Annotated in this window: 25 protein-coding genes; 13 read left to right on the top strand and 12 right to left on the bottom strand. The window is 65.0% G+C overall.

Annotated elements, in window-relative coordinates; all coding sequences use genetic code 11:
* The first annotated feature begins 4 nt into the window (after nucleotides 1-4).
* The 4 genes from QTI68_RS09610 to QTI68_RS09625 all read left to right on the top strand — a co-directional run bounded on the left by QTI68_RS09610 (nucleotide 5) and on the right by QTI68_RS09625 (nucleotide 2748).
* Entirely contained in the window at nucleotides 5-982 is a 978-nt protein-coding gene (locus tag QTI68_RS09610; RefSeq protein WP_286521183.1) for a Bug family tripartite tricarboxylate transporter substrate binding protein, read from the top strand.
* A 7-nt stretch (nucleotides 983-989) separates the two neighbouring features.
* A complete protein-coding gene (locus QTI68_RS09615; protein ID WP_286521184.1) occupies nucleotides 990-1868 on the top strand; it encodes an alpha/beta hydrolase in 879 nt (292 codons plus the stop codon).
* 2 nt (nucleotides 1869-1870) lie between these two features.
* Nucleotides 1871-2323 carry a GAF domain-containing protein gene (locus QTI68_RS09620; protein WP_286521185.1) on the top strand — a complete coding sequence of 151 codons (453 nt, stop codon included), beginning with the start codon at nucleotides 1871-1873 and terminating at the stop codon, nucleotides 2321-2323.
* Between the two features lie 182 nt (nucleotides 2324-2505).
* On the top strand, nucleotides 2506-2748 hold the full coding sequence (locus tag QTI68_RS09625) for an alpha/beta fold hydrolase (RefSeq protein ID WP_286521186.1): 243 nt from the start codon (nucleotides 2506-2508) through the stop codon (nucleotides 2746-2748).
* On the opposite strand, the gene QTI68_RS09630 is transcribed toward QTI68_RS09625, so the two are convergent.
* Genes QTI68_RS09630 through QTI68_RS09655 form a run of 6 tightly spaced genes read right to left on the bottom strand, consistent with a single transcriptional unit; the run spans nucleotide 2745 to nucleotide 8328 of the window.
* Nucleotides 2745-3740, bottom strand: a complete 996-nt coding sequence (locus tag QTI68_RS09630) for an NADPH:quinone oxidoreductase family protein (protein WP_286521187.1) — start codon at nucleotides 3738-3740, stop codon at nucleotides 2745-2747. The two genes, QTI68_RS09625 and QTI68_RS09630, sit on opposite strands and share 4 nt — an antisense overlap.
* Nucleotides 3737-4612, bottom strand: a complete 876-nt coding sequence (locus QTI68_RS09635) for a MaoC/PaaZ C-terminal domain-containing protein (protein WP_286521188.1) — start codon at nucleotides 4610-4612, stop codon at nucleotides 3737-3739. Before QTI68_RS09635 ends, QTI68_RS09630 begins: the two co-directional genes overlap by 4 nt.
* On the bottom strand, nucleotides 4609-5424 hold the full coding sequence (locus tag QTI68_RS09640; protein ID WP_286521189.1) for an enoyl-CoA hydratase/isomerase family protein: 816 nt from the start codon (nucleotides 5422-5424) through the stop codon (nucleotides 4609-4611). The genes QTI68_RS09635 and QTI68_RS09640 overlap by 4 nt, the downstream gene beginning before the upstream one ends.
* Entirely contained in the window at nucleotides 5421-6485 is a 1065-nt protein-coding gene (locus QTI68_RS09645; RefSeq protein ID WP_286521191.1) for a DUF7064 domain-containing protein, read from the bottom strand. The genes QTI68_RS09640 and QTI68_RS09645 overlap by 4 nt, the downstream gene beginning before the upstream one ends.
* Nucleotides 6486-6517: 32 nt before the next feature.
* On the bottom strand, nucleotides 6518-7549 hold the full coding sequence (locus QTI68_RS09650; protein WP_286521192.1) for a phosphotransferase family protein: 1032 nt from the start codon (nucleotides 7547-7549) through the stop codon (nucleotides 6518-6520).
* Between the two features lie 5 nt (nucleotides 7550-7554).
* Nucleotides 7555-8328, bottom strand: a complete 774-nt coding sequence (locus QTI68_RS09655) for an SDR family NAD(P)-dependent oxidoreductase (protein WP_286521194.1) — start codon at nucleotides 8326-8328, stop codon at nucleotides 7555-7557.
* Between the two features lie 73 nt (nucleotides 8329-8401).
* Here QTI68_RS09655 and QTI68_RS09660 point away from each other — a divergent pair, with 73 nt between their 5' ends.
* From QTI68_RS09660 to QTI68_RS09675, 4 genes are read left to right on the top strand one after another with little or no spacing between them, the layout of a single operon-like run.
* Nucleotides 8402-9577, top strand: coding sequence for a thiolase family protein (locus tag QTI68_RS09660; protein ID WP_286521195.1), 1176 nt, complete (start codon nucleotides 8402-8404; stop codon nucleotides 9575-9577).
* Between the two features lie 4 nt (nucleotides 9578-9581).
* Nucleotides 9582-9980, top strand: coding sequence for a Zn-ribbon domain-containing OB-fold protein (locus QTI68_RS09665; protein ID WP_286521196.1), 399 nt, complete (start codon nucleotides 9582-9584; stop codon nucleotides 9978-9980).
* A gap of 8 nt (nucleotides 9981-9988) precedes the next feature.
* Nucleotides 9989-10786, top strand: coding sequence for an enoyl-CoA hydratase/isomerase family protein (locus tag QTI68_RS09670; protein WP_286521197.1), 798 nt, complete (start codon nucleotides 9989-9991; stop codon nucleotides 10784-10786).
* Complete coding sequence (locus tag QTI68_RS09675; RefSeq protein WP_286521198.1) at nucleotides 10783-11598, top strand: SDR family oxidoreductase; 816 nt, start codon at nucleotides 10783-10785, stop codon at nucleotides 11596-11598. Before QTI68_RS09670 ends, QTI68_RS09675 begins: the two co-directional genes overlap by 4 nt.
* Nucleotides 11599-11670: 72 nt before the next feature.
* On the opposite strand, the gene QTI68_RS09680 is transcribed toward QTI68_RS09675, so the two are convergent.
* The 6 genes from QTI68_RS09680 to QTI68_RS09705 form a co-directional block, all read right to left on the bottom strand.
* Nucleotides 11671-12639 carry a Bug family tripartite tricarboxylate transporter substrate binding protein gene (locus QTI68_RS09680; protein ID WP_286521199.1) on the bottom strand — a complete coding sequence of 323 codons (969 nt, stop codon included), beginning with the start codon at nucleotides 12637-12639 and terminating at the stop codon, nucleotides 11671-11673.
* Nucleotides 12640-12771: 132 nt separating this feature from the next.
* Complete coding sequence (locus QTI68_RS09685) at nucleotides 12772-13146, bottom strand: DUF6285 domain-containing protein (protein ID WP_286521200.1); 375 nt, start codon at nucleotides 13144-13146, stop codon at nucleotides 12772-12774.
* The gene (locus QTI68_RS09690) at nucleotides 13143-14168 is read right to left on the bottom strand and encodes a phosphotransferase family protein (RefSeq protein WP_286521201.1); all 1026 of its coding nucleotides are present in this window, start codon (nucleotides 14166-14168) and stop codon (nucleotides 13143-13145) included. The genes QTI68_RS09685 and QTI68_RS09690 overlap by 4 nt, the downstream gene beginning before the upstream one ends.
* On the bottom strand, nucleotides 14168-15697 hold the full coding sequence (locus QTI68_RS09695) for an acyl-CoA synthetase (RefSeq protein ID WP_286521202.1): 1530 nt from the start codon (nucleotides 15695-15697) through the stop codon (nucleotides 14168-14170). Before QTI68_RS09695 ends, QTI68_RS09690 begins: the two co-directional genes overlap by 1 nt.
* A gap of 41 nt (nucleotides 15698-15738) precedes the next feature.
* Entirely contained in the window at nucleotides 15739-16884 is a 1146-nt protein-coding gene (locus tag QTI68_RS09700; RefSeq protein ID WP_286521203.1) for an acyl-CoA dehydrogenase family protein, read from the bottom strand.
* A 10-nt stretch (nucleotides 16885-16894) separates the two neighbouring features.
* Complete coding sequence (locus QTI68_RS09705; protein WP_286521205.1) at nucleotides 16895-18055, bottom strand: acyl-CoA dehydrogenase family protein; 1161 nt, start codon at nucleotides 18053-18055, stop codon at nucleotides 16895-16897.
* 245 nt (nucleotides 18056-18300) lie between these two features.
* On the opposite strand from QTI68_RS09705, the gene QTI68_RS09710 reads away from it, so the two are divergent.
* The 5 genes from QTI68_RS09710 (at nucleotide 18301) to QTI68_RS09730 (ending at nucleotide 23413) form a co-directional block, all read left to right on the top strand.
* A complete protein-coding gene (locus tag QTI68_RS09710) occupies nucleotides 18301-19269 on the top strand; it encodes a Bug family tripartite tricarboxylate transporter substrate binding protein (RefSeq protein ID WP_286521207.1) in 969 nt (322 codons plus the stop codon).
* A gap of 10 nt (nucleotides 19270-19279) precedes the next feature.
* On the top strand, nucleotides 19280-20983 hold the full coding sequence (locus tag QTI68_RS09715; RefSeq protein WP_286521209.1) for an FAD-dependent oxidoreductase: 1704 nt from the start codon (nucleotides 19280-19282) through the stop codon (nucleotides 20981-20983).
* Complete coding sequence (locus QTI68_RS09720) at nucleotides 20980-21318, top strand: NIPSNAP family protein (protein WP_286521210.1); 339 nt, start codon at nucleotides 20980-20982, stop codon at nucleotides 21316-21318. The genes QTI68_RS09715 and QTI68_RS09720 overlap by 4 nt, the downstream gene beginning before the upstream one ends.
* A gap of 150 nt (nucleotides 21319-21468) precedes the next feature.
* Nucleotides 21469-22347, top strand: a complete 879-nt coding sequence (locus tag QTI68_RS09725; RefSeq protein ID WP_286521211.1) for a crotonase/enoyl-CoA hydratase family protein — start codon at nucleotides 21469-21471, stop codon at nucleotides 22345-22347.
* On the top strand, nucleotides 22259-23413 hold the full coding sequence (locus tag QTI68_RS09730) for a Bug family tripartite tricarboxylate transporter substrate binding protein (protein ID WP_286521213.1): 1155 nt from the start codon (nucleotides 22259-22261) through the stop codon (nucleotides 23411-23413). The genes QTI68_RS09725 and QTI68_RS09730 overlap by 89 nt, the downstream gene beginning before the upstream one ends.
* Nucleotides 23414-23415 lie beyond the last annotated feature (2 nt).

Here is a 23415-nt window from a genome sequence, read left to right on the forward strand (position 1 = left end):
CATCATGATCAATCGCAGACGGATCGTGGGCGCGCTCGGTGCGGTGCCGCTTGCCGCCGCCACGTTTCCCGCCTGGGCCCAGGGCTATCCCTCCAAACCGATCAGGATCGTGGTGCCCCTGCCGCCGGGCAGTCCTCCCGACGTGCTGGCCCGCGTCGTCGCGGAGCGCCTGCAGGAGGCATGGAAGCAGCCGGTGGTGGTCGAGAACCGGCCCGGCGCGACCGGCATGATCGGCATGGACGCGGTGGCCAAGTCCACGCCCGACGGCTATACCGTCGGCGTGATGTTCCTCACCCACACCGTGCTGCCGGCGCTCTTCGGCAAGGTGTCCTACGACACCGCCGCGGACCTCGTGCCCATCGCCAACCTGGCCTGGATCTACAACGTGCTGGTGGTCCCGACCTCGGTGCCGGCGCGCAGCGCCAAGGAGTTGGCGGACCTGGCGCGTGCCCAACCGGGCCGGCTCACGTATGGCTCGGGCGGGAACGGCTCCCCGGCTCACCTCCTCGGTGAATCCTTCAAGCAGGCCACGCAGGCCGACATGCTGCACGTGCCGTACAAGGGTCCGGCCGAAGCGGTGCAGGCGCTGCTAGGGGGGCAGATATCGGCCATGTTCGCCACCACCTCGGTTGCCGTTCCACTGGTCAATGCGGGCAAGCTGCGTGCCCTGGCCGTTACGAGTCCAAACCGTCTTTTGGCGCTGCCTTCGGTCCCGACGATGGCTGAAAGCGGCGTCCCCGGATTCGATCTGAGAGAGTGGGAAGGCATCGTGGCACCGGCTGGCACACCGCGCGAGATCGTCGCCAAGTGGAACGACGAACTCGGCCGGATCATGCGCCTGCCGGCCGTGCGCGACAGGTTGTCGGATCTCGGCATGGAGGCGGCGCCGCCGAATTCGCCGGAGCAGTTCGCGTCGCTGGTGCATGGCGAGTTGCAGCGCTGGACGCGCTTCGTCAAGGCAACCGGTCTCAAGGCCGACTGACCGCGTCGTGGAAGACCCGCAATTTCAGTACGTGCAGGGGCAGACGCGACCCGGATTTCCGTCGCTGCTGGCCGAGTACGAGGCGGAGAGCCTGGCAGCCGTGGCCGCCGGGCCCTGCGCACTCGACCGGCGCTACGGCCCGTCGAAGCGCCAGACCTTCGACTTCTTTCCGGCGCGCGGGAGGGCGCGCGGGACGCTGGCCTATTTCCACGCTGGTTACTGGCAATCGCGGGACAAGTCGACCTTCCGCTTCATCGCGCCGGCGTTCGCGGACATGGGCTTGAACGTGGCGCTGGTGAACTACCCGCTGTGCCCTTCCGTCTCGCTGCCGGCGCTCGTCGTCGCCGCGAACGCCTGCGTCCCCGCCATCCATCTTCTCTCGGCCGAAAGCGCCGCGGACGCGCTGCCGTTGGTTCTCGCGGGGCACTCTGCCGGTGCGCACATCGCGGTCGAGCTCGCATTGGCAGACAACCACGCAGACTCGAAGGGGCACGCAATTGACGGCGTTGTCGCCCTGAGCGGCATCTTCGACCTGGCCCCCCTGGTAGAGACTTCGCTCAACGACAAGCTGCGACTGGACGCCGCAAGCGCCGCGGCGTGTTCGCCGCTGCACCGCGTGCGAGCGCCCGCGGCACCCATGCTCGTCGTCGTGGGCGAAGAGGAAACTCCGGCTTTCGTCGATCAGAGCCGCCGCCTGCACGAGGCCTGGACCGACGCGGGCAATCGCAGCGCCCTGCACCTCGCGCCACGAGCCGACCACTTCAGCCTGCTGCGGCATTTCGCGTCACCCGTCGGTCCACTGTTCGAAGAAGTCGACGCCCTCATTGCGAGCGCCTGCCATCGAGGCGTTGAGCAAGGTGCCGGACCCGAGCAGAGCTACCATTAAGCATGGATCGCAACATCGAGGAGGTCTCCCGAGCGTTGACGACGCGCGGACCGCCGGGGGTGCTCGAATACCTCAATGACGGAGTGCCGCACCGGTACACCGCCGTCTACCGGCAGTCCGGAGCGATTCTTCACAACGTGCTTCTGCACGACAAGCAGCGCAAGCGGCGGCCCGAATTCTTGGCACTCGTCCCATACGACCAGAGCTACTGCCAGTACGTGGTGCGTGACGGCTCGTTTCGCACCGACGATTCAACCGCTGACACGCGGCTGCAAGGCCACCCCCTACAAGGTCTTGTGGTCTCGTACCACAGCGTACCCATTCACGATGGTGCGGGGAAGTTCTGGGGAACGCTGTGCCACTTTGACATGAAGAGTCTCTCGCTTTCGGACCTTGAGTTCCAACTGCTGCAGGGCGCGGCCGAGCTGCTGCAAGGCCCACTCGTCGAGGCTTGAGGCACTCAACCTGTCGGACGACAACAATTTGTGCCCCCTGAAGCGAACCGATTCGAGAGCGATTCAAGGTGGGGTGTGACCTTGCCCCTGGAATCCGTACCCCATGAGCCCCCGCAGACCATTTATGAACCGCCAACCACGGGGATGCCTCCAGCCACCGAGGCCCGGTCCCGGTGCGGGAAATGGTTGAACGCCTCGTCGCTGGCAAGACTGTAGGCGGGGAAAAGACTTCGTCGAACGCCAGGTGCCTGCCCTTCCCGATCCCGCGCGGCAGTGCTGCGCAAATGCGGGCGCGCTCGCCGGCGGCGCAGTATGTGCGCATCGACAATGCCGGTCATCTGAGCAATCTGAAACAACCTCAGGCCTTCAACCGCTCCCTCCGCGACTTCCTGGATGCACTCCCCCGAAGCGGCAGCGCGCTCTAGTGCGATGCGCGCCGCAACTCGAGCCAGAGCTTTCCGACACTTCGGCGCTCATGCAGCGCGGCCAGCGCCTGCGGAGCCTGCTCGAACGGGAAGGCCTGCCCAGACAACAGCGACAGTTCACCCTGTGAGTGGGCGTCGTAGACATCCCGGGTCAGCCGCTTCGCCAAATCCGCATCGCGTTTGCGAACTTCGCCCCACAGCACACCGTGAGCGGTGGCGTTGTGCAGCAACAGCCGGTTGGCCGGCAAGGCCGTGAGTTCGCCGCCCGCAAAGCCGACAATCAGGTAGCGGGCCCCGAAGACCAGACAGCGCAGGCTCTGCACGCCCACGTCGCCGCCTACCGGGTCAAACACCACGTTCACGCCGGATGGCGCCAGGCGACGAACCGCATCTATCCAGTCGTCAGCGCGGTAGTCCACAACCTCGTGCGCCCCCAGCGTACGTACAGCTGCCACCTTTTCTGCACCACCTGCCGTCGCCAGTACCCGGGCCCCCATCCAGCGCGCAAGTGTCACTGCCGCACTGCCAACACCACCGGAACCTGCATGAACCAGGACGGTTTCACCCGCGCGCAATCGGGCCACCTCGCGCAAGGCGTAGAGCGCCGTCGGGAAATTGCTTCTCAGCGCAAGCGCCGCGCCGGCTGGCATGCCGTTCGACAACGGCACCACGAACCTGCCTGGCACACGCGCAAACTCCGCAAGGCCACCCTGCTGGCACGAACTGGCGATCCGCGTACCGACAGGTGGCCCGCCTGCGCAGGTTTCAACGACGGTTCCCACCACTTCGGAGCCCGGCACAAAAGGCAACTGAGGCTTGACCTGGTAGCGGCCACGAACGAGGAGCGTGTCGCCAAAAGCGAGCCCACAGGCCTCGACCCGTAGCAGGCACTCGTCGTCCAGCGGCGTGGGCCGCTCGATGTCGCAAAGCGCGAGGCTCGGCGGTTCGGTCAGTGCCTTGACCTGCCAGGCGCGCATGAGCGGATTGCTCATTCGGCCACTAACTTCGCCTGGCCGTTATTGAGCACGACCACATCCCGCTCCTTCACGCGCACCCGAAACGCGACCTCGCCGGGCTCACGCAGCCAACCGTCGAAGACCAGGGTTTCGCCAGGGTAGACCGGTGAGGTCAGCCGAGCGCGCAAGGCGCGCAGATGCGACGGTTGCTGCCCGCAGAACGCCTGGACGACGGCGCGACCCGCCATGCCCCAGGTGGCCAAGCCGTGCAGGATGGGGCGCGGAAATCCGGCCTTGCCTGCCACCGCGGGGTCGGCGTGCAGGGGGTTGAGGTCGCCGCTGAGTCGATAGATCAGCGCCGCCTCGGGGCGGATGGGCATCTCGAGCACGACGTCCGGGGCCGACTCGGGCACGGCGGGGGAAGCGGGGGCTGGTGCGTCGCCGCCGCGTCTTTGCGAGAAGCCGCCGTCACCGCGCAGGAACAGCACCTGCTCGGTCGTGGCCAGCAGCGCGCCGCTTTGCGCGTCCTTGAGGGTCTTTTCCACGTGCATCACCGCACCCTTGCCCTCGCCCTTGTCGACGATGTGCGTCACGCGGCTTTCACCGACGAGAGAGCCCGCCACCGGCAGCGGCTGGTGAATGACGAGGCCCTGCTCACCGTGCACCAACTTCAAGAAGTCGATGCCCAGTTCCGTGCGATCACGCATCCACGAACCCGGTGAGGCCAGCACAGCCGCCATCGTCGGCAGGATCGCCAGATCCTTTTCATAGACGAGGCGCAGTTGCTGCTCGTCCATCGGGTCGCTGCCCACGCCCAGGCCGAGGGCGTAGAGAATGGTGTCGCGGGTGGTGTACGTGTGACGAACTTCGCCGGAGCGCCAAGCCTTGGTCTTGTCGTAGTCGATCATGATTTCAATGAAGCGGAGGAAGGAAGTGCGGGCCAGCGGAATTGCGCGGGCTCGCGGGACGCGAAGCGGCGTACCGATTCGCGGGCGTAGTCGCTGGCACCGGCCATGGCCTGGCCTGTGGCCTCCATGTCCAGCATGGTCGACAGGTCGGACTGGAGCGACGCCTGCAAGGCTTGCTTGGACAGGCTCATGGCCAGAGCGGACGCACCGACGAAGCTGTGTGCGATCTCCAGCGCACGCTCGAGCAGCCGATCGGGTGTGTGCATCTCCATCGCCAGGTTCATCTGCAGGGCTTCCTGCGCCCCGAACTCGCGGGCCGAGTAGACGAGTTCCTTGGCACGCTGCAGCCCAACGATGCGGGGCAGCGTGTACCAGGCGCCGATGTCCGGCACGAGGCCGACGCGATGAAAAACCATGGCCATGCGAACCCGGTCGCTGACGAGCACCATGTCCGCCCACAGCGCCAGGCTCATCCCCGCACCGAAGGCCACGCCATCGACTGCGGCCACGACCGGCTTGTCCAGCCCGGCCATCGCGGTTGCCAGGTCGCGGTAGCGTGCCATGCCGGCACGCCGTTGCTCGGGGCTTCGCGGGCCGCCTTGGCCCATGCCCTTGACGTCGCCACCCGAACAGAAGTCGCCGCCTGCGCCGGTCAGCACCACCGCCTGGACCGACTCGTCATCGCGCAGTCCACGCAACAGCGCAGAGAGTGCGTCCGTGCTCGCCACATCAAGAGCATTCTTGGCCTGTGGCCGGTTCAAGGTAACGACCGCCACGCCGTCACGGCGCTCGCACAGGATGGGCTCGCTCATGCGCCCTCCGCCTGCGATGCGCCAGCCCCGGCGACGGCCGAGATGGGCACGCCGCCCGTCATCACATCGCAGAACTCGGTCATGCCCAAGGCCGTCCGGCCTTCGCATGTGTACTCGCTCATGCTTTCAGTGATTCGGGTGTAGCTATCCGCGTCGGTCGAACCCTTGCGCTTGTGGCGCAGCGGCACCGTAGCCAGGATCCGTCCCTCCAGCGTGTACTCGCGCTCGCTCGTGCGGATCCAGGCGCTGAACTGGCGTGGATACCAATGCTCGTCGTAGTCGGCGTCGATGCGCCCGTCCAGGACCGGCTCGTAGGCACCGTTTCTCAATACATTGCCACTGATCCGGTTCTCCCCCCCTTCAGGCCTCCCCTTCACCGACAGCAACAGGCCGAAGTCGCGGCTGAAAGCCACCGGAAGCCACTTGTACCAATAGAAGCTGTGCCAGTGACGCGGGCCCCAGGACTTGTCGCGGTAGCCGGTTGCGTCCTGCAAGTCAAAGCGCATGCCGTCTACGGTGATCTGGCCGTGCACGGCCATGTGCTGCTCCGTGTGGCCCCTGTAGACGGCGTGCTCGGGATCCAGTTCGATCGGGGAGCCATCCGCTCCAACGATTTCCCCACCGTGCATGGGCGAAACGCCTTCGAACTCGAGTTGAAGTGCCGCCGCCCGCTTGGGATAGCGCTTGAAGGCCGAGCTCGGATCGGCCATGGCATGTGGGTCGTCCATGATCAGCAACTCGCCCACATAACTCACCCGCAGCCGCCGGAACGGCTCGAGCACCTCGAAGCGCATTCCACCGGCGGACATCTCACAGTTGTCGCTGATCGAAGGCCGCGCGAACATGAAACCGACACGTCCATCGGGCAGGTACACGCAGCAGCTCATTTCCGCGTGGCCTTCGTTGGGCCGATTGCCGATGCGCATCCATGCACCGATACCCTGTCGAGTGTCGAACACATTGAAGTACATGCTCTCGTTGTAGTTGGACACCGGCTCGGGTGCATGGGTGTATTCGTCGCCGGGATCCAGGCGAAGCCGGGAATTCGGGGGCATGTACATGAGATGTCTCCTGATTTGGAACGGTGGTCAGCTCAGCAACGCAGCGTCTGTTTCCAACCGGCTTCTGCGGTCGCCGCAACCCGGTTGGCCACGTCGCGCGCGCGATCGTTCGCCGCATTGCCATCGAGTTGCCGCCTGGCCACGCCTTGTTGAATCGCGGCCAAGCGAAACATGTTGAATGCCATGTAAAAAGGCCAGTTGGCCAGGACTGTGTCCACTTCCCGCCCCGTGTTCTCGGCATACATGGCCACGTAAGCCGCTTCGTCGGGAATGCCCAGCGGGTCCAGGTCGACGCCCGCCAGCGTCCGGTGAGTTCCCAACTCCAGATGCCAGGTCATGCAGTGGTAGGCGAAATCGACCAAGGGGTCACCCAACGTGGACAGCTCCCAGTCCAGCACCGCGACGATGCGCGGCTCCTGCTCGTGCCACACGACGTTGTCCAACCGATAGTCACCATGAACGACGGAAGTGCTCTTCTGCGCAGGAACGCGCTCGACCAGCCAAGCAATCAGTAGCTCCATGGTCTCGATCCGGTCCGTCTCGCTCGCCCGGTACTGACGCACCCAGCGATCGAGTTGGCGCTGCACGTACCCACCAGCCCGGCCGTAATCCTCGAGTCCCAAGTCTTTCGGCTTCTGCGCGTGCAGCCGGGCCAGAACGCGGTTGAGTTCGGCGTAGTGACTGCGCCGCTGCCCCGCGCTCATGCCCGGCAGCGTCTGGTCGTCCAGGATCCGCCCATCCACGAAGTCCATCAGGTAGAAGGCGCTGCCCAGCACTGCTGGCTCTTCGCACAGCAGCCGTACACATGGCACCGGCACATCACTGGCGCCCAACGCCCGCATCACCCGAAACTCGCGCTCGATCGCATGAGCTGATGGCAGGAGAGGGCCCGAGGGCTTGCGCCGTAGCACATAGCGCTTCTCTCCCGCTTCAACGACGTAGGTGGGGTTGGACTGCCCCCCCTGGATGCGCTGCAGCGACAGTGCGCCAGTGAAAGCCTCGACCTGCTGGCCGATGATCTCTCCCAGGCGCTCGGCGTCAATATCGTGGACCACCGATTCCATGTCACTCAGAGGCTGATGTGGAAGCCGCCGTTGACACCCAGGTGCTGACCCGTGATATAGCTCGCGCCGTCGGACAGCAGGAAGCAGACCGCCTTCACGGCTTCATCGGTGGTCGACCAGCGGCCCAACGGAATCTGGGCCAGCATGCCGTCACGGAACTTCTCTCCCCGCACGACTTCGGTCATCGGGGTCTCGACCACCCCGAAGCACACGGAGTTGGCGCGGATGTTGTAGCGGCCCCATTCGCGTGCCGCCGTCATCGACATGGCCAACAGGCCAGCCTTGGCCGCAGCGTAGTTGATCTGGCCGATGGAACCCTTGCGCCCGGCATCCGACGAGATGTTGACGATGGAGCCACCGCTCTTGTCGCCGCCCTTGACCCGCTCCAGCATGTGGCGCCCGACGGCGCGGGTCCAGTAGAACGAGCCCGTCAGGTGCACGTCGATGACATCCTGCCACTGCGGGTCGGTCATCTTTTCGATCATGGCCGGGCGAATGATGCCCGCGTTGTTGACCAGTCCATGCACGGCGCCGAACTTGGCAACGCCGTCGGCGATGGCGCGGTCCGCGAGCGCCGCATCCGCCACGCTGCCCTGGATGGCCAGCACGCGCTCCTTCGGCAGCTCGGCCGCGACGGCGCCCAGCGTTTCACCATTGAGGTCGATGGCAATGGCATTGCCGCCCAGGGCGACGACCGTCTCGACGATTGCCTTGCCAATGCCCTGCCCGGCGCCGGTAACGACGATGGTGCGGCCTTCCAGGGTGACGATGGGGTTCATGATGTGATGCTCCTTGTGTGATGGTTGAACCAATGATATTCTAGGCGCCAGTTTCCCGTCAATTGGAGAAGTCATGACGATCAAAGGTCAGGCCTGTATTGCAGGCGCCTACGAACACCCCACCCGCAAAGCCCCGGACAAGACCGTGGCGCAGTTGCACGCCGAATGCGCGCGCGGCGCGCTTCAAGACGCCGGGCTCACCCTGGCCGACGTGGACGGCTATTTCTGCGCCGGCGACGCGCCCGGCCTCGGCGCCAACAGCATGGCCGACTACCTCGGGCTGACGCGCCTGCGGTACATCGACAACACGGACACGGGCGGCTCGGCCTACCTCATCCACGTGGCGCATGCGGCCCAGGCCATCGCAGCTGGCAAGTGCAATGTCGCACTCATCACGCTCGCCGGCCGTCCGCGCACCGAAGGCGGCAGCGGCGTGGGCGTCGGCCAGCGGCTGGTGACGGCGTCGACGCCCGACGTTCCCTGGGAGATGCCCTACGGCCCCGTCACCGTGAACATGTATGCACTGGCCGCGGCGCGGCACATGCATGAGTTCGGCACCACGTCCGAGCAACTGGCATGGATCAAGGTGGCTGCCGCTGCCCACGCCCAGCACAACCCGAACGCCATGCTGCGCGAGCCCGTCACGGTGGCCGAGGTGCTGGGCTCGCCGATGATTGCCGATCCACTGCACAAGCTCGACTGCTGCGTCGTCAGCGACGGTGGAGGGGCACTGGTGGTGGTGCGTCCCGAAATCGCACGCAAGCTCAAGCGGCCCGTCGTGAAAGTGCTCGGCGCCGCTGAAACCATCAAGGGCCAAGCGGCCGGCCAGGTCGACCTCACCTGGTCGGGCGCGGCCATCACCGGCCCCGCCGCTTTCGCCGAGGCTGGCGTCAAGCCGTCGGACATCCAGTACGCGTCGATCTACGACAGCTTCACGATCACCGTGCTGATGCAACTGGAGGACCTGGGCTTCTGCAAGAAGGGCGAAGGCGGCCGCTTCGTGGCCGATGGCAACCTCATCTCCGGCGTGGGCAAGCTGCCTTTCAACACCGACGGCGGCGGCCTGTGCAACAACCACCCGGCCAACCGCGGTGGCATCACGAAGGTGATCGAAGCCGTGCGCCAGCTGCGAGGCGAAGCGCACCCCAAGGTTCAAGTGCCCGACTGCCACCTCGCACTGGCCCAAGGCACCGGCGGCCTGCTCGGTTCACGCCACGGCAGCGCCACTCTGATCATGGAAAGGGAATGAGCCAATGACCACCCCCTATGTTGAACGCCCCCTGTCCCCCCCTTTGGTGGATGCATCCAGCGAAGCATTCTGGTCGGCCGCGCGTGAAGGCCGCCTGACCACCCGCCGCTGCCAATCCTGCGGCAAGCTGCACTGGTATCCGCGCCCGATCTGCCCCTACTGCCAGGGCGACACCGAGTGGGAGACGCTCAGCGGCCAGGGAAGCATCTACAGCGTGAGCGTGACCCGCAAGGCCGGCCCCCACATCTATGCCATCGCCTACATCGCCCTGGACGAGGGCATCACGATGCTGAGCAACATCGTGGACTGCGACCTCGACGACATCCGGATCGGGCAACGCGTCAAGGTCGTCTTCAAGACGGCCGAGGGCGGCACCCCCGTCCCCATGTTCGCTCCTGCCTGAAGCGCACCATGAAGACTCTGCACTTCGAAGTCGTGAATCGTGTGGGCTGGATCCGCCTGGCACGGCCCGAGAAGCACAACCCTTTCGACGCCGACCTGCGCGCCGACTTGATGGTGGTGCTGGAGCAGGTGCGCCAGGACCTGGACATCCGCGTGCTCGTACTCACAGGCAGTCCCGGCGTCTTCTGCGCCGGCGGCAACCTGCAGGTCCTGCATGAGCACCTGGACTCCGGCCCCCACTACTGGCAGCAGCGCATCAAGACCGGCCTGCGCTTCATCCAGGACATGATGAACATCGGCCGGCCCGTGATCGCAGCCGTCGACGGCCCCGCCATGGGCGCCGGCTTTGCCCTTGCGCTCTGCGCGGACATGGTCGTTGCCACGCCAGCGGCCCGGTTCTCGATGGCCTACCTGCGCCTGGGCCTGGTGCCTGATCTCGGGGCTCTGTACTTGCTGCCGCGCGCCGTGGGCATGCAACGTGCCAAGGAACTGATGTTCTCCACCCGCGATGTCGGCGCCGATGAGGCCCAGCGTCTTGGCCTGGTCATGGAGGTGCACGAAAGCGATGCGCTGGAAGCACGCGTGCGCCAGATCGCCGAAAGCCTCACGAACGCTGCACCGACCGCGTTGGCGTTGACCAAGGCCGCACTGAATGCATCGCTCGATGCCGACCAACAGACGATGTTCACGCTGGAGGCCAGCAGCCAGGCCGCCGCCTTCTCGGCTCCCGAGCCGCGCGTGGCGATCGAGGCCATGCTGGCCAAGAAGGCGCCACCCTACCGCGGATTTCCAAAGGTCAAGTCATGAACACGCTCAAGGGCAAGACCCTCTTCATCACCGGTGCCAGCCGGGGCATCGGCCTGGCGATCGCAGAGCGCGCCGCGCGCGATGGCGCGAACATCGTGATCGCCGCCAAGTCAGCCGAGCCTCACCCCAAACTGCCCGGCACCATTCACACGGCGGCTGCGGCGGTGGAGGCCGCCGGCGGCCAGGCCCTGGCGCTGGCGGTCGACATCCGCCACGAGGATCAGGTGCAGTCCGCTGTCGAGCAGGCCGTTGCGCGCTTCGGTGGGATCGATATCTGCGTGAACAACGCGAGCGCGATCAGCAAGACCGGCACGCTGGAAACCGACATGAAGCGCTTTGACCTGCTGCATGGCATCAACGCACGCGGAACCTACCTGGTCACGCGCACCTGCCTGCCGCACCTGCTCAAGGCCGAGAACCCGCATGTGCTGATGCTGTCGCCGCCGCTGAACATGGAGGAGCGCTGGTTCAAGCCGAACGTCGCCTACACCATGGCCAAGTTCGGCATGAGCATGTGCGTGCTCGGCATGGCGGGCGAATTCCGCGGCCGCGTGGCCTTCAATGCGCTGTGGCCCAGGACCTTCATCGGCACGGCCGCAGTGCAGAACATCCTGGGCGGCGATGCGACCATGAAGCGCACGCGCCGCCCCGACATCGTTGCGGACGCGGCGCATTGCATCCTCACGCGCGATCGCTCCTTCACCGGCCATTTCTGCCTGGACGAGCAGGTGCTGCGCGACGCCGGCGTCACCGACCTTTCGCGCTACAGCGATTGCCCGGAGAGCGACCTGATCCCGGACTCGTTCATCTGATGGGCGACCCGTCCACCCGCCCCATGGCGGGTCGGCGGCGCGACCCGGCGAACCGGTCGCGCTGCGGCAATCTCAGATCTTCACCCGCCCTGACGCCACCAGCTTTCTGGTGGCGACGAGTTGCTCCCCCATGAACGTGCGGGTACGAGGTACGTCCCATCCGACAGAATCGAAGCCCAGTTCCGCCATCTTGGACTTGACGTCAGGCAGCATCACGATTTCGTTGATCTCCCGGGTCAGCGTCTGCACGATCGGTGCAGGCGTCTTCGCAGGCGCCATCAGCGCGGCCCAGCCCGGCATGTCCACCTCGGGATAGCCCGACTCGGCGAACGTGGGCACGTCTGGGTAGCTGGGTGAACGCTCTTTGGTTGCGACCGCAAGCGCGCGAATGCGGCCCGGATAGCGGCGTGCGCCACCGACCGATGTGAAAGACGCCTGGACCTGGCCGGCCAGCACATCCATCAGGGCCGGCGTCTCGCCCTTGTACGGCACATGGACGACATCGATGCCTGCAGCCATGTTGAACAGTTCGCCCACGAAATGCCCTCCGCTTCCCGGACCATAGGAGGCGTAGAACAGCTGGCCGGGGCGCGTCTTGGCCAACGCCACGAAATGCTTGAGCGAGGAAGCCGCGACCGACTCGCTGATCCCCAGTGCGATGGGGGTCAGCGCCAACATGCTGACGGGCGCGAAGTCCTCCACCTTGTAGGCCGGCTTGTCCAGCAGAACCGTGTTGCTAAGAAAGGCGCTGTAGGCGAGCAGCAAGGTATGACCGTCCGCCGGCGCACTGGCCACAGCCGCCGCAGCCAACGCACCGCTGGCCCCCGGGCGTGACTCCACGATGCAGGGCTGCCCCAGCCGCTCCGTGAGCTTCAGACCGATCATTCGTGTCATCACATCATGGCCGCCACCAGCTGCCGTGGGAATGACGAAGCGAATCGGCGCGGTGGGATAGCCTGCCCCGGACTGCGCTCGAACGGGCGTGCTCATGCCACTCAGGGTGGCCGCCATGGCCAGGACTTGCCTCCGGTTGATGCTCATATCTGCTCCAGTCTCCGATCGTTTAATATTGGTTCAACCATCGTCAATTTGCTGGCGAATGTCAACAGCCAAAGCACAGGAGCCGCTAGGGGTTGTCCATCAGTGTGCTCACGTCGACGCAACGGCAGGTAGTCAAGCAGTGCTCGGCACAGGGGGCAGCGTCCATCGGGGGTTGTTGATCTGCAGGGCCGCCTCGAGGGTGGCACGCAGATGCGGCACCAAGCCCGGCGCGTCCAGGGACAGGCTCCCGTCGTCCAGCGCATCCATCAATCGCCGATTCAGCACCGGCAGTGCATCCTGCGATCCGAGAAGCTCACGCAGACGTGCCCATTCATCGGCCTCGAGCGCCCCGCCCTGCGCCATCTGCCGCTGCACGATACGCAGCACGGTCACGCATACGCGCGTGTGAAAGCGCTGGTAGCCCGTCAGTGTCGGCAGCAGGTCCTGCTCCAGGTGGTCGACTGCGGCCCGAACCAGATCCGGCATCTCGGGAACGAAAACTGTCATCGCGGAGCTCCTTTCGGCGAAGTGCTCAAGAGGGTGAAGAAGTCCCACAGGGGTTCTTCCATCCGGCGACCGACCGCGCTCAGTTCCAGACTCGCGGGGCTGCCATCGTCGCGCCGGCCAGAACCGCGCCTGGCACAGGCGATCGCCCATTTCAGGTTGGAGAAGGCTTCCCAGAACCGGACTCGTTCACGATCGACCGCGTGGCCACTGGCCTCTTCGTAGGCCGCATACAGGTCCTCGCGATCACCGAAGCCACCCACCTCGCCCGAGCCGCCGAAGCGCCACGACCGCATGCACAGCACACCGAGGTCCTGCATCGGGTCACCGATGCGGGCGATCTCCCAATCGAGCACGCAGCGAATGCCGTCCGGGCCGACGATCAGGTTGCCGGTGCGGAAGTCTGCATGCACGAGGCCGGCGCGCCACCGAGAGGGCAGGCGCTCGCGCACCCAGCGCAAGGCATAGCTCAGTGCAGGATGACGCACGCCGCATTCGGCGAGCAGGCCCGAATAGACCTCCCATTCGTCGCCGGGTGACAGGGTCTTGAGAAATGAAAGCTGATCGGTGGGCGTCGCATGGATGGTGGCCAGAATCCGCCCGCACTGCGACGCCATGCGACCGCGCGCGGGCGCGAACGCGGCGTCGCCCACCAGCTTCTTCCCGAGGGTCTCTCCCTCGACGGCTTCCGTGACGTAGCCCGTGCCGACGCCGTCGCCTTCGGTCAGCAGCAGGTGCACCCGCGGTGCGGGTGCACCGTGCGCCCGTGCGACGCGCATGAGCGACGCGTCCTCGTGTGCATCAAGCTTCGGAACCCGTCCGCGTGGTCCGCTCTGGCCCGGTGTCTGCTGAAAGATCAGCGCCTGGGTCGACTCGCCGCACACCCAGTCGAACGACCAGGTTCGCTTGGTGGCCCCTCCCGTCAGCCGGCGCAGCGCCTGAACACGGCCTGGCCGGCCTTCATGCCGGGACAGCGCTGCGCCGAGCGATTCGGCGACCGCTTCCGAGGAGGCTTCCGGCCCCATCAGATCTTGCGCCCAGTCGCCTGCCAGAAAGGATCGCGCAGGCGGCGCTTGAAGATCTTGCCGCTGTCTTCCCGTGGCAGGGATGCATGAAAGTCGATGCGCCTGGGCACCTTGTACTTCGCCAGGTGTGCTTCGAGATAGGTCTGGATGTCCCGTGCACTGACTTCAGCGCCGGGAATCAGCTCCACGGCCGCAGCCAGCGATTCACCGAAGTCGTCATCGGGAATGCCGAAGACCGCGCAGTCCTGCACGCCCGGACACTGCGTCAGGACCATCTCGATCTCGGCCGGATAGATGTTCGTGCCGCCAGAGATGACCATGTCCGAGCGGCGATCGCACAGGTACAGGCGGCCGTTCTTCAGGTAGCCGACATCACCGACGCTGATCAGGCCATCCCGCTCCACGCTCTTGCGCTTTTCCGCGTTGTTCAGGTAAGTGAAGTCCGCATAGGCCGGAACGCGCATGTAGATCTCGCCCGGCTCGCCGTCAGGCGCGGGCTTGCCGTCTTCACCGTAGAAGGCAATGCGCGTGCCTGGCGTCGGCACGCCAACCGAACCGGGATGCTCCAGCCAATCCTGCGGGGTGGCCAAGGTGGCAGTTCCCACCTCGGTGCCGCCATAGGTTTCATAGACGATGGGGCCCCACCATGCCATCAACTCCTGCTTCACCTCGCGCGGGCAAGGCGCGCCCGTGTGGGTCACCCACTTGAGCGAGCTGATGTCGTAGCGGTCGCGCACCTCCTTGGGCAGACGCAGGATGCGAACGAACATGGTCGGCACCATCACGGCATTGGTGATGCGGTGCTTCTCGATCAGCGCCAAGGTCTCCTCGGCATCGAACTTGGACTGCATCACGAGCACTTCGGACAGGCCGAAGGCCTGGCGACCATAGGCATTGGGAGATGCGTGGTAGAGCGGCCCGGTCACCAGGGCGCGCACGCCTTGCTCGATGCCATACACGCTCTTGAGCAGATTGGCGTAGATCTGCGTCTCTTCGGGTGAGGCCGGGTTGCGCTTGACGCCCTTCGGGTGCCCCGTGGTTCCCGAGGTGTAGATCATGGTCGCGCGGCTGCGCTTGGGCGGCTGGCTCCAGGCTTCGAATCTGTCCGTCCAGGCCGACCAGCCCAGGTCTTCCGGCTGCAGTTCGCAAACGGCATGCGCCAGTCCGTAGCGTTGCCGCACCTGCTCGGGGGTCGTCGCCACGATGACCTGGATACCCGCGGGAATGTGCGCGCGCAACGGGGCCAGCAGATCGGCATGCGCCACCAGCACCTTCGGCTTGCTGTCCTCGAGGATGTAGCGGGCCTCTTCGGCCTTGCCGTGCCAGTTCAGCGGCACGGCGTAGGCACCCACTGCTGCAGCGGCTTGCAGCACCTCGAAGAAGGCGAAGTCGTTGCGCATCAACAGCGCGACCGTGTCCCCTTCCTGCACCCCCAGGCTTGCAAGACCCGTGGCCGCCCGCGCGGCGCGTTCAAGCAGCTCGTCACGCGTTACGCCCTGCTCATCAAGAAAGATCTGTGCTGAAGTCATCGTTTGTGTCCAAGTCCTGGGCGCGCCATCGCGCCCGTCAATCAAGCGGCCAGCTTCGCGGCCAGTTGCATGGCATGCGCGTCGGCATCACCCAAGCACTGATCCAGCACGTGAATGCGGCGCAGGTAGTGGCCCACGGCGTACTCCTCGGTCATGCCGATGCCGCCATGGAGCTGGATCGCCAGCTGCGCGAGGTTGCGGGCATTGCGCGCGACGGACAGCTTCGCGCGATGCAAGTCGATGCTCGCCTCCCGGCTGCGCCCACCATCGCCGGCATCCACCGCCACGGCCGCGGCAATCGCCATGCTCTTGGCCATCTCCAGATTGACCAGCATCTCCGCCGTGCGATGCCGAAGCGCCTGGTTCTGGCCGATCAAGCGCCCGAACTGCTGTCGCGTGCCGAGATAGTCCACCGCCAGACTGTGTGCGGCCTGCATGGCGCCGCTCATGTCGGCGCAGATTGCCGCGATGCCCATCGCCAGTGTTCCGTCGATGGCCGCCAGGGCGCGTTCGCTGTCGCCTGCTTCACCCAGCGGCTGCGCCGGAGCCTGGCTCAGCGTCAGCTCGCCCGCCACACTGTCATCCACCAGCCGGAAGCCGCGCACATGCACGCCGGGCGATTTCGGATCGACGAGGAACAGTGCGCAGCCTTCACGCTCGCTCTCCTTGCCGGCGAGGCGTGCACTCACGACGATCAGGTCTGCGAGCGGTGCGCCGAGGACCAGGGATTTCGCCCCATCGAGCACCCAGCCATCGCCTTCGCGGCGCGCCTTGGTCTGCACCCACCAGGGCGCATGGCGCCCATCGGCCTCGTCGTGGGCCCAGGCCAGTCGCAGTTCGCCGCCGGCCACACGCGGGAGAACGTCCGCACACTGGCTCTCGTCTCCAGCCAGTCGCAGCGCGGTGGCACCCAGCACCAACGGCAGGAAAGGCTCCAGAGAAAGCACGGCGCCCAGTTGCTGCAAGACCGGAAGCAGATCCTCGGCGCGCGCACCGAAGCCCCCGTGGGCTTCCGGCACCGGCAGACCCAGCAGACCGAGCTCGCCCATGTGGCGCCAGGTCTGCGGATCGTGGCCGGGTGCATCCGCGGCCAGGCCACGGCGGGCCTCGAAACCATAGCGGTCGGTCAGCAGGCGCGCGAGACTGTCGCGCAGCGCACGCTGGTCTTCATTCAGTTCGAATTCCATGTCTTCTTCCTCAGCCCAGGATGAACTTGGACAAGATGTCCTTTTGAACTTCGCTGGTGCCGCCGTAGATGCTTGCGGCGCGCGAATAGAAATAGCGCGGTGTCAGCGGACCGTGTTCCGTCTCGCCGCCGTCCCGGCGCTCCAGGCCCTGCGGGCCGGCGACGCGCGCCAGCAATGCGTTCACGTCCTGCTGCAGCTCCACACCCTTGAGCTTGAGCACCGAAGCAAAGGCCGGCAGGGCCTGCTGCTCGGAGGTCGTGAGCAGGAAGCGCCAGTTGGTCACTTCCAGCGCGCGGATTTCCGCGTCGAGCATCGCGAACTCCGCTTGGAGTTTGGGGTCATCGAGGAGAATGCCGTCGCCCTGCCGCGTGCGCCCGGCCACTGCACGCGCATGCTCGAGCCTCTCACGGCACAAACCCACGTTGGCGATGCCGGTTCGCTCGTTGCCCAGCAGGAACTTGGCGCAGTCCCAGCCCTTGTTTTCCTGTCCGACCAGGTTGCCCAGGGGCACGCGGACTTCATCGAAAAATACTTCGTTGAGGTGGTGCTCGCCATCGATCGACGTGATGGGGCGAATCGTGATGCCGGGCGACTTGAGGTCGATGAGCAGGAACGAGATGCCCTCTTGCTTGCGCGCCTCAGGGTCGGTGCGCACCAGCGCAAAGGTCCAGTCTGCCCAGTGGGCGGTCGTGGTCCAGATCTTTTGACCGTTGACCACGTAGTGATCGCCCTCGCGGCGTGCCGCCGTGCGCAGCGAAGCCAGGTCCGAGCCCGACCCCGGTTCCGAGAAGCCCTGGCAGAACCACAGATCGAGGTTCGCCAGCTTTGGCAGGAAGTACTCGCATTGCTCGGGCGTGCCGAACTTCATGAGCACGGGGCCGAGCATCGTGATGTTGAAGACCTGCGGCAACGGTGCGGGTGCGCGATACAGCTCGTCCATCAAAATCAGCCGCTCCATCTGGCCCAGTTCGGCGCCGCCGTATCGCTTGGGCCAATGCGGCGCGGCCCAGCCGCGCTCATTGAGGAAGCGCTGCCAGGTCACGGTGTCCTGCTTGCTGGGCGGATGACCCGCGCGCAGCCTGTCGCGGATCTCGGCCGGCAACCGCTCGGCCACGAAAGAACGCACCTCTTCTCGAAACTCCAACTGTCCCTGGGTCAGATCTAAATTCATGCTCAACTCCGGCGGTCAATGCCCGCGCGTGGCTCCTTTGTGGAAGGTGTAGGCATTCTATGGTTCAACCATTGTTGAATGCAAGCGCTTCTTCCGTCGGTCGAGCAACACCTGGCTTCTCGGGAAATTCAGGTCGACACCGCCCGCCCTAACGTCCGAACAAGCACGGGAATTCAAGTGCCCTCTTGATCTTTCAGTGGCACTGGCTACAATTCATTGGCCCAACCATTGATAGGAGACAAAAAATGTCCGTTTCGAAGGCCCTTGCGCTGCTGGGCGCACTGGCACTAAGCGTTTGCGCGGCCAATGCCCAGGATGCATTTCCTGCGCGACCGATCACGATCGTCGTACCCTACCCCGCCGGCGGGACGAGCGATGGCCAGGTGCGCAAGATCCAAGAGCCCCTCTCGAAGCTGCTCGGCCAGCCTGTCATCATCGACAACAAGCCCGGCGCGTCCGGCGCGCTGGCTGCGGTCGTGGTTGCGCGCGCGAAACCGGATGGATACACGCTTCTGTATCCCAACAACGGCGTGGTGATCACCCCCCTGCTGAACAAGAAGGCCGGCTACAACGCGTTGACCGACTTCAAGCCCGTCACCACGGTGACAAGCGTGCCGATGGTGCTCGTCACCAACAAGGCAGTCCCGGTCAAGACCCTCGCCGAGTTCATCGAATTTGCACGCAAGGACCCCAACGGCGCCCGCTACGCCTCGGCCGGCACCGCGTCATACGGACACCTCGCCACAGCACGCTTCGGCCAGATGGCCGGAATCAAGGTAGAGCACATTCCGTACAAGGGCGAAGCCGCAACCACACTGGCGGCACGCACCGGCGAAGTGCAAATGCTCATGACGACACCATCGAGCGCCATGATGGGTCAGGTCGAGCAAGGCAACCTCACGATGCTCGGTGTTGCCACGGAAAAGCCGTCTCCCGTCGTCCCCGGCGCGCCGACGATCAATCAGACCGTTCCAGGCTTCGTCTCGGAGGTCTGGTTCGGATTGCTGGCGCCCGCCAACACGCCCGATGAGGTGGTCAACAAGCTGAACGCCGCCGTGAAGAAGGTCATGACAGACGAGGGCATTCGCACCTGGCTGCTGACCACGGGCGCACTGCCGCAGACCTCCACCCCCGCGGAGTTTGCCGCCATCATGAACAAGGAAACGGCGCAGTGGCGGGACATCATCTCGAAGTACAAGATCGAGGCCGAATAACTCCGCTGCCATGCCCCAAGATCTGACCTTTGACCTCATCGTTGTCGGCTCCGGCGCTGCCGGCTTGTCGTGCGCCATCACCGCCCGCAAGCTCGGACTCGACGTCGTGGTCCTGGAGAAGGAGCCCGTCTTCGGTGGAACGACCGCGCTCTCCGGGGGCGTACTCTGGATTCCGCTGAACCACCATGGGCGCAAACAGAACCCGCAAGACAACCTCGAGGCAGTACGGACCTTCCTGATGAGCGAGTCGGGCAAGTTCTACGATGAAGACGCCGTGCGCGCATTCATTCAGGCAGGCCCCGAGATGGTGGATTTCTTCGAGCGCGAGACCGAAATGAAGTTCGTTCCGACGCTCTATCCCGACTACCACCCGACCGCGCCCGGCGGTGTGGACGTCGGCCGCTCGATCTTGGCGGCACCGTACGACATTCGCGGTCTCGGCAAGGACATGGAGCGGCTCAAGCCGCCACTGAAGTCAATCACGTTCATCGGCATGATGTTCAACTCGTCCAATGCCGATCTGAAGCATTTCTTCCGCGCCACCAAGTCGCTCACTTCATTCTTGTACGTTGCCAAACGACTGGCCAATCACATCAAGGAGTTGGCTCTCTACCGGCGCGCGGTGCAGGTGACCAGCGGCAACGCGTTGGCGGCACGGCTAGCCAAGTCTGCCTTGGATCTTGGCATTCCCATCATGACAAGTTCGCCCGTGCGTCGACTCCTGACGGAAGGCGAACGCGTGACGGGCGTCGTCGCTGCAACGGCCGATGGCGAACGCACGCTCACCGCCCGAAGGGGCGTCGTATTGGCATGTGGTGGGTTTCCGCACGACATCAAGCGGATCACCCAGGCGTATCCTCATCTCCAACGCGGTCACGAGCATGTTTCTCCCACCCCGGAGGGCAATACCGGCGACGGCGTGTCGATGGCGGAATCGGTCGGTGGCTTCGTGGACATCCACTTCAGCCAACCCGCCGCATGGATGCCAGTGACCAAGGTCCCCTACGGCAACGGAGAGGTCGGCGTCTTCCCGCATCTCCTTGACCGGTACAAGCCCGGCGTGATCGGCGTGCTGTCAAACGGCCATCGATTCACCAACGAGTCGAACTCCTACCACGATGTCGGGGCAGCGATGATCAAGGCTTGCGAGCAACTGCGCGAAACCGCCATGTGGCTCGTCTGCGACCGCAGCGCGCTCTCCAAGTACGGCCTCGGCTTTGTCAAGCCCGCGCCGATGCCCATTGGACGTTTCATCCGCAATGGCTATCTCTTTGAAGGCAAGACGGTGGGCGATCTCGCACGTGCAGCGGGCATCGACGCGGCGGGCCTGGAACAGACGGTGCGCGAATACAACCGCGACGCGGTCAACGGCGAAGATCCTGCCTTCGGCCGCGGCACCACCTCGTTCAACCGCTATCTTGCAGACCCCGATCAAAAGCCCAATCCCTGCGTGGCGCCCATCGACAAAGGCCCCTTCTATGCCATCAAGGTGTTCATGGGCGATCTCGGCACCTTCGATGGGCTCACGACAAGCGTCGAAGGTGAAGTGCTGCGGCGCGACGGCAGCAGCGTGGCCGGGCTCTATGCGGTAGGAAACGACCGCGCCAGCGTGATGGGGGGCAACTATCCCGGCGCAGGCATCACGCACGGGCCCAACATGGCGTTTGGCTATGTCACGGCAAAACACATCGTCAACATGCCTGCAAGCACATGATGCCTTCGCCGAAGTCGATCATCGACCATCGCATCTACACCATCGCGCTGCGCAAGATGCCAGAGTTCCTGGACGTCTTCAACCGACTCGCGATGCCGGTCCTCATGGAGACCTTGGGACATCCGCTCGGCTTCTACACCAGCCTGGTCGGTCCGCAAAACCAGTTCGTCCATCTCTGGGCATACGACGATCTGGCCGACTACGAGCAGCGCAGCCGCGCACGCGACGCACACCCTGCCTTCCCGGCCTATCTCGCGGCCTCGGGGCATCTGATAACTGCCCAGGAGACACGCCTGATTCGCGCAGTCGACTTGCCGTCGGCACACATCACCTGACGCCATCCACACCTTCAAGCCACACGCCCGGTCCAGTGCCGGGCGTTTTGCTTTCCAGGCCTGACTCAACCGGATTGACTTCCGGCCCCATCATTTGCATAATGGTTCAACCATCGATATTTTGACCAATCGCTAGCGACAGGAGTCCTGATGCCCAAGTGGATGCGATCCAGCGAGTTTGTCTCGCTGGCGATCAATGAGCGGGTGGCCCGCGTAGCGCTCAATCACCCAGCCCGGCGCAACGCCTTGTCGTGGGACATGCTGTTGGAGATGCGGTCCGCTCTCCTTGAAGCCGACGACCTGAAAAGCGTCAGCGTGATCGTCCTCGAAGGTGCCGGCAAGGATTTTTGCGCCGGCTATGACATGCACTCCGCGTACGCACGGTATGCCGACGAAGCCGGCGACGTTGGCGCATACCGTACGGGCAATGGCTCCTTCGACGACGATGCCTGGAAGCTCGAGCGCTTCCAGGAGTTGATGCGCACCGCATTCGCGATTCACAAGCCGGTCATCGCCAAGGTCCACGGCCATTGCCTGGCCGGAGGAACCGACCTCGCGCTCTACTGCGACATGGTCATTGCAGCCGACGACGCGCGAATCGGCTTCCCGGCGACACGCGCGATGGGTTCGCCGCCCAATCACATGTGGTTCTACAACGTCGGACCTCAATGGGCCAAGCGCCTGCTTCTGAGCGGCGACCTGATTGCAGGCCGTGACGCCGCCAAGATCGGCCTGGTCGTGGCAAGTGTCCCTCCCGAGCGGCTCGAAGAAGAAGTGGCTTCGCTGGCGCAGCGCCTGGCAACGATCGACCCTGAACTTCTCGCGACGAACAAGCGGATAGTCAACATTGCGCTGGAGCTTGCCGGCGCCGGTACGCTGGCGCGCCTCGCCGCGGAGATGGACAGCCGGGCGCACCTCACCCGCGCGAAGAAAGAGTTCGATGCCGACGTTGCCGAACTGGGCTTCAAAGAGGCGGTTCGCCGCCGCGACGAGCCCTTTGGCGACGGCGTCGTCAAGCCCACCTGGTGACCGCCGCAGCCGCGCTCGACACAGCAAGAGCCGGGCGACCACCCAGCACCAGACCATCAACTGCAAACCTGGAGACAAGATGACAACCCTCTCGCTGCGCCGTCGCGCCCTGCTCGCGACCTCCTGCGCCCTGATGATAGGCGGCACCACGGCCGCACAGGCACAGACAGCGCCGTTCCCGAGCAAACCCATTCGCTTCGTCATACCCACCTCGCCCGGCGGCAACCTGGATCTTCTTGCGCGCATCGTGGCCGAGAAGATGGGCCAGGCGTGGGGCCAGCAGGTGATCGTCGACCCGAAGCCGGGCGCCAATACCCTTCTTGCCACCACCGCCGTGGCACGTGCTCCCGCGGATGGATACACGGTCTTGTTCACCATCAGCGGTTTCGTGCAGAACCTGGTGATGCACCCGAATCCCCAGTACAAGGCCGGCGACTTCGCTCCAGTCTCCATGGTGGCGTCGTTCCCCATCGCGCTGGCCGCGAACGCGTCCTTGCCGGCCAACGACCTGGCTGGCGTCGTCAAGCTCGCCAAGGCGGACCCGGACAAGCTGAGCTTCGGCAGCTACGGCACGGGCTCGGGCGGGCATCTCATCGGCGAAGGCCTCAACAAGGCAGCAGGCATCCAGATCAAGCATGTCGCCTACAAGGGCGAAGCGCCTTCGTTCACAGACCTTGCCAGCGGCGAGATTCAACTGGCCTACGGCTCGGTCGGCTTCTATGCGCGCCAGCTCAGCGCAGGAAAGGTCAAGCTCATCGGCGTTGCAAGTCCGCAGCGGCTGAAGGAGTTCCCCAATGTGCCGACCTTCGCCGAGGCGGGCTACCCCGACATCAACCTGCCCGGCTGGGGCGGCGTGTTCCTGCCGGCCGGGACGCCTGCACCCATCGTCGACAAGTACGTTCAGGAAATCGCACGCATCGTTGCCATGCCCGAAGTCCAAGCGAAGATCCGGGACATGGGCTTCGTGCCGATGGGCAGCTCCAACACCGAGTTCGCCCAGACCGTCGCTTCCGATCTGCAGCGGTGGGGAAAGATTGTGCGCGAGAACAACATCAAGCTGGAGTGAGA

Origin of the sequence: Variovorax sp. J31P207 (genome assembly GCF_030316965.1) — a bacterium.
In the GTDB taxonomy this organism is placed as follows: Bacteria; Pseudomonadota; Gammaproteobacteria; order Burkholderiales; family Burkholderiaceae_C; genus Variovorax; species Variovorax ginsengisoli_B.

What these genes read in the sequence shown, in the direction of transcription:
- QTI68_RS09610 (WP_286521183.1), top strand. Translation starts at nt 5, where the DNA reads ATGATCAATCGCAGACGGATCGTGGGCGCGCTCGGTGCGGTGCCGCTT.
- QTI68_RS09620 (WP_286521185.1), top strand. Translation starts at nt 1,871, where the DNA reads ATGGATCGCAACATCGAGGAGGTCTCCCGAGCGTTGACGACGCGCGGA.
- QTI68_RS09625 (WP_286521186.1), top strand. Translation starts at nt 2,506, where the DNA reads ATGGTTGAACGCCTCGTCGCTGGCAAGACTGTAGGCGGGGAAAAGACT.
- QTI68_RS09630 (WP_286521187.1), bottom strand. Translation starts at nt 3,740, where the DNA reads ATGAGCAATCCGCTCATGCGCGCCTGGCAGGTCAAGGCACTGACCGAA.
- QTI68_RS09635 (WP_286521188.1), bottom strand. Translation starts at nt 4,612, where the DNA reads ATGATCGACTACGACAAGACCAAGGCTTGGCGCTCCGGCGAAGTTCGT.
- QTI68_RS09640 (WP_286521189.1), bottom strand. Translation starts at nt 5,424, where the DNA reads ATGAGCGAGCCCATCCTGTGCGAGCGCCGTGACGGCGTGGCGGTCGTT.
- QTI68_RS09645 (WP_286521191.1), bottom strand. Translation starts at nt 6,485, where the DNA reads ATGTACATGCCCCCGAATTCCCGGCTTCGCCTGGATCCCGGCGACGAA.
- QTI68_RS09650 (WP_286521192.1), bottom strand. Translation starts at nt 7,549, where the DNA reads ATGGAATCGGTGGTCCACGATATTGACGCCGAGCGCCTGGGAGAGATC.
- QTI68_RS09655 (WP_286521194.1), bottom strand. Translation starts at nt 8,328, where the DNA reads ATGAACCCCATCGTCACCCTGGAAGGCCGCACCATCGTCGTTACCGGC.
- QTI68_RS09660 (WP_286521195.1), top strand. Translation starts at nt 8,402, where the DNA reads ATGACGATCAAAGGTCAGGCCTGTATTGCAGGCGCCTACGAACACCCC.
- QTI68_RS09665 (WP_286521196.1), top strand. Translation starts at nt 9,582, where the DNA reads ATGACCACCCCCTATGTTGAACGCCCCCTGTCCCCCCCTTTGGTGGAT.
- QTI68_RS09670 (WP_286521197.1), top strand. Translation starts at nt 9,989, where the DNA reads ATGAAGACTCTGCACTTCGAAGTCGTGAATCGTGTGGGCTGGATCCGC.
- QTI68_RS09675 (WP_286521198.1), top strand. Translation starts at nt 10,783, where the DNA reads ATGAACACGCTCAAGGGCAAGACCCTCTTCATCACCGGTGCCAGCCGG.
- QTI68_RS09680 (WP_286521199.1), bottom strand. Translation starts at nt 12,639, where the DNA reads ATGAGCATCAACCGGAGGCAAGTCCTGGCCATGGCGGCCACCCTGAGT.
- QTI68_RS09685 (WP_286521200.1), bottom strand. Translation starts at nt 13,146, where the DNA reads ATGACAGTTTTCGTTCCCGAGATGCCGGATCTGGTTCGGGCCGCAGTC.
- QTI68_RS09690 (WP_286521201.1), bottom strand. Translation starts at nt 14,168, where the DNA reads ATGGGGCCGGAAGCCTCCTCGGAAGCGGTCGCCGAATCGCTCGGCGCA.
- QTI68_RS09695 (WP_286521202.1), bottom strand. Translation starts at nt 15,697, where the DNA reads ATGACTTCAGCACAGATCTTTCTTGATGAGCAGGGCGTAACGCGTGAC.
- QTI68_RS09700 (WP_286521203.1), bottom strand. Translation starts at nt 16,884, where the DNA reads ATGGAATTCGAACTGAATGAAGACCAGCGTGCGCTGCGCGACAGTCTC.
- QTI68_RS09705 (WP_286521205.1), bottom strand. Translation starts at nt 18,055, where the DNA reads ATGAATTTAGATCTGACCCAGGGACAGTTGGAGTTTCGAGAAGAGGTG.
- QTI68_RS09710 (WP_286521207.1), top strand. Translation starts at nt 18,301, where the DNA reads ATGTCCGTTTCGAAGGCCCTTGCGCTGCTGGGCGCACTGGCACTAAGC.
- QTI68_RS09715 (WP_286521209.1), top strand. Translation starts at nt 19,280, where the DNA reads ATGCCCCAAGATCTGACCTTTGACCTCATCGTTGTCGGCTCCGGCGCT.
- QTI68_RS09720 (WP_286521210.1), top strand. Translation starts at nt 20,980, where the DNA reads ATGATGCCTTCGCCGAAGTCGATCATCGACCATCGCATCTACACCATC.
- QTI68_RS09725 (WP_286521211.1), top strand. Translation starts at nt 21,469, where the DNA reads ATGCCCAAGTGGATGCGATCCAGCGAGTTTGTCTCGCTGGCGATCAAT.
- QTI68_RS09730 (WP_286521213.1), top strand. Translation starts at nt 22,259, where the DNA reads ATGCCGACGTTGCCGAACTGGGCTTCAAAGAGGCGGTTCGCCGCCGCG.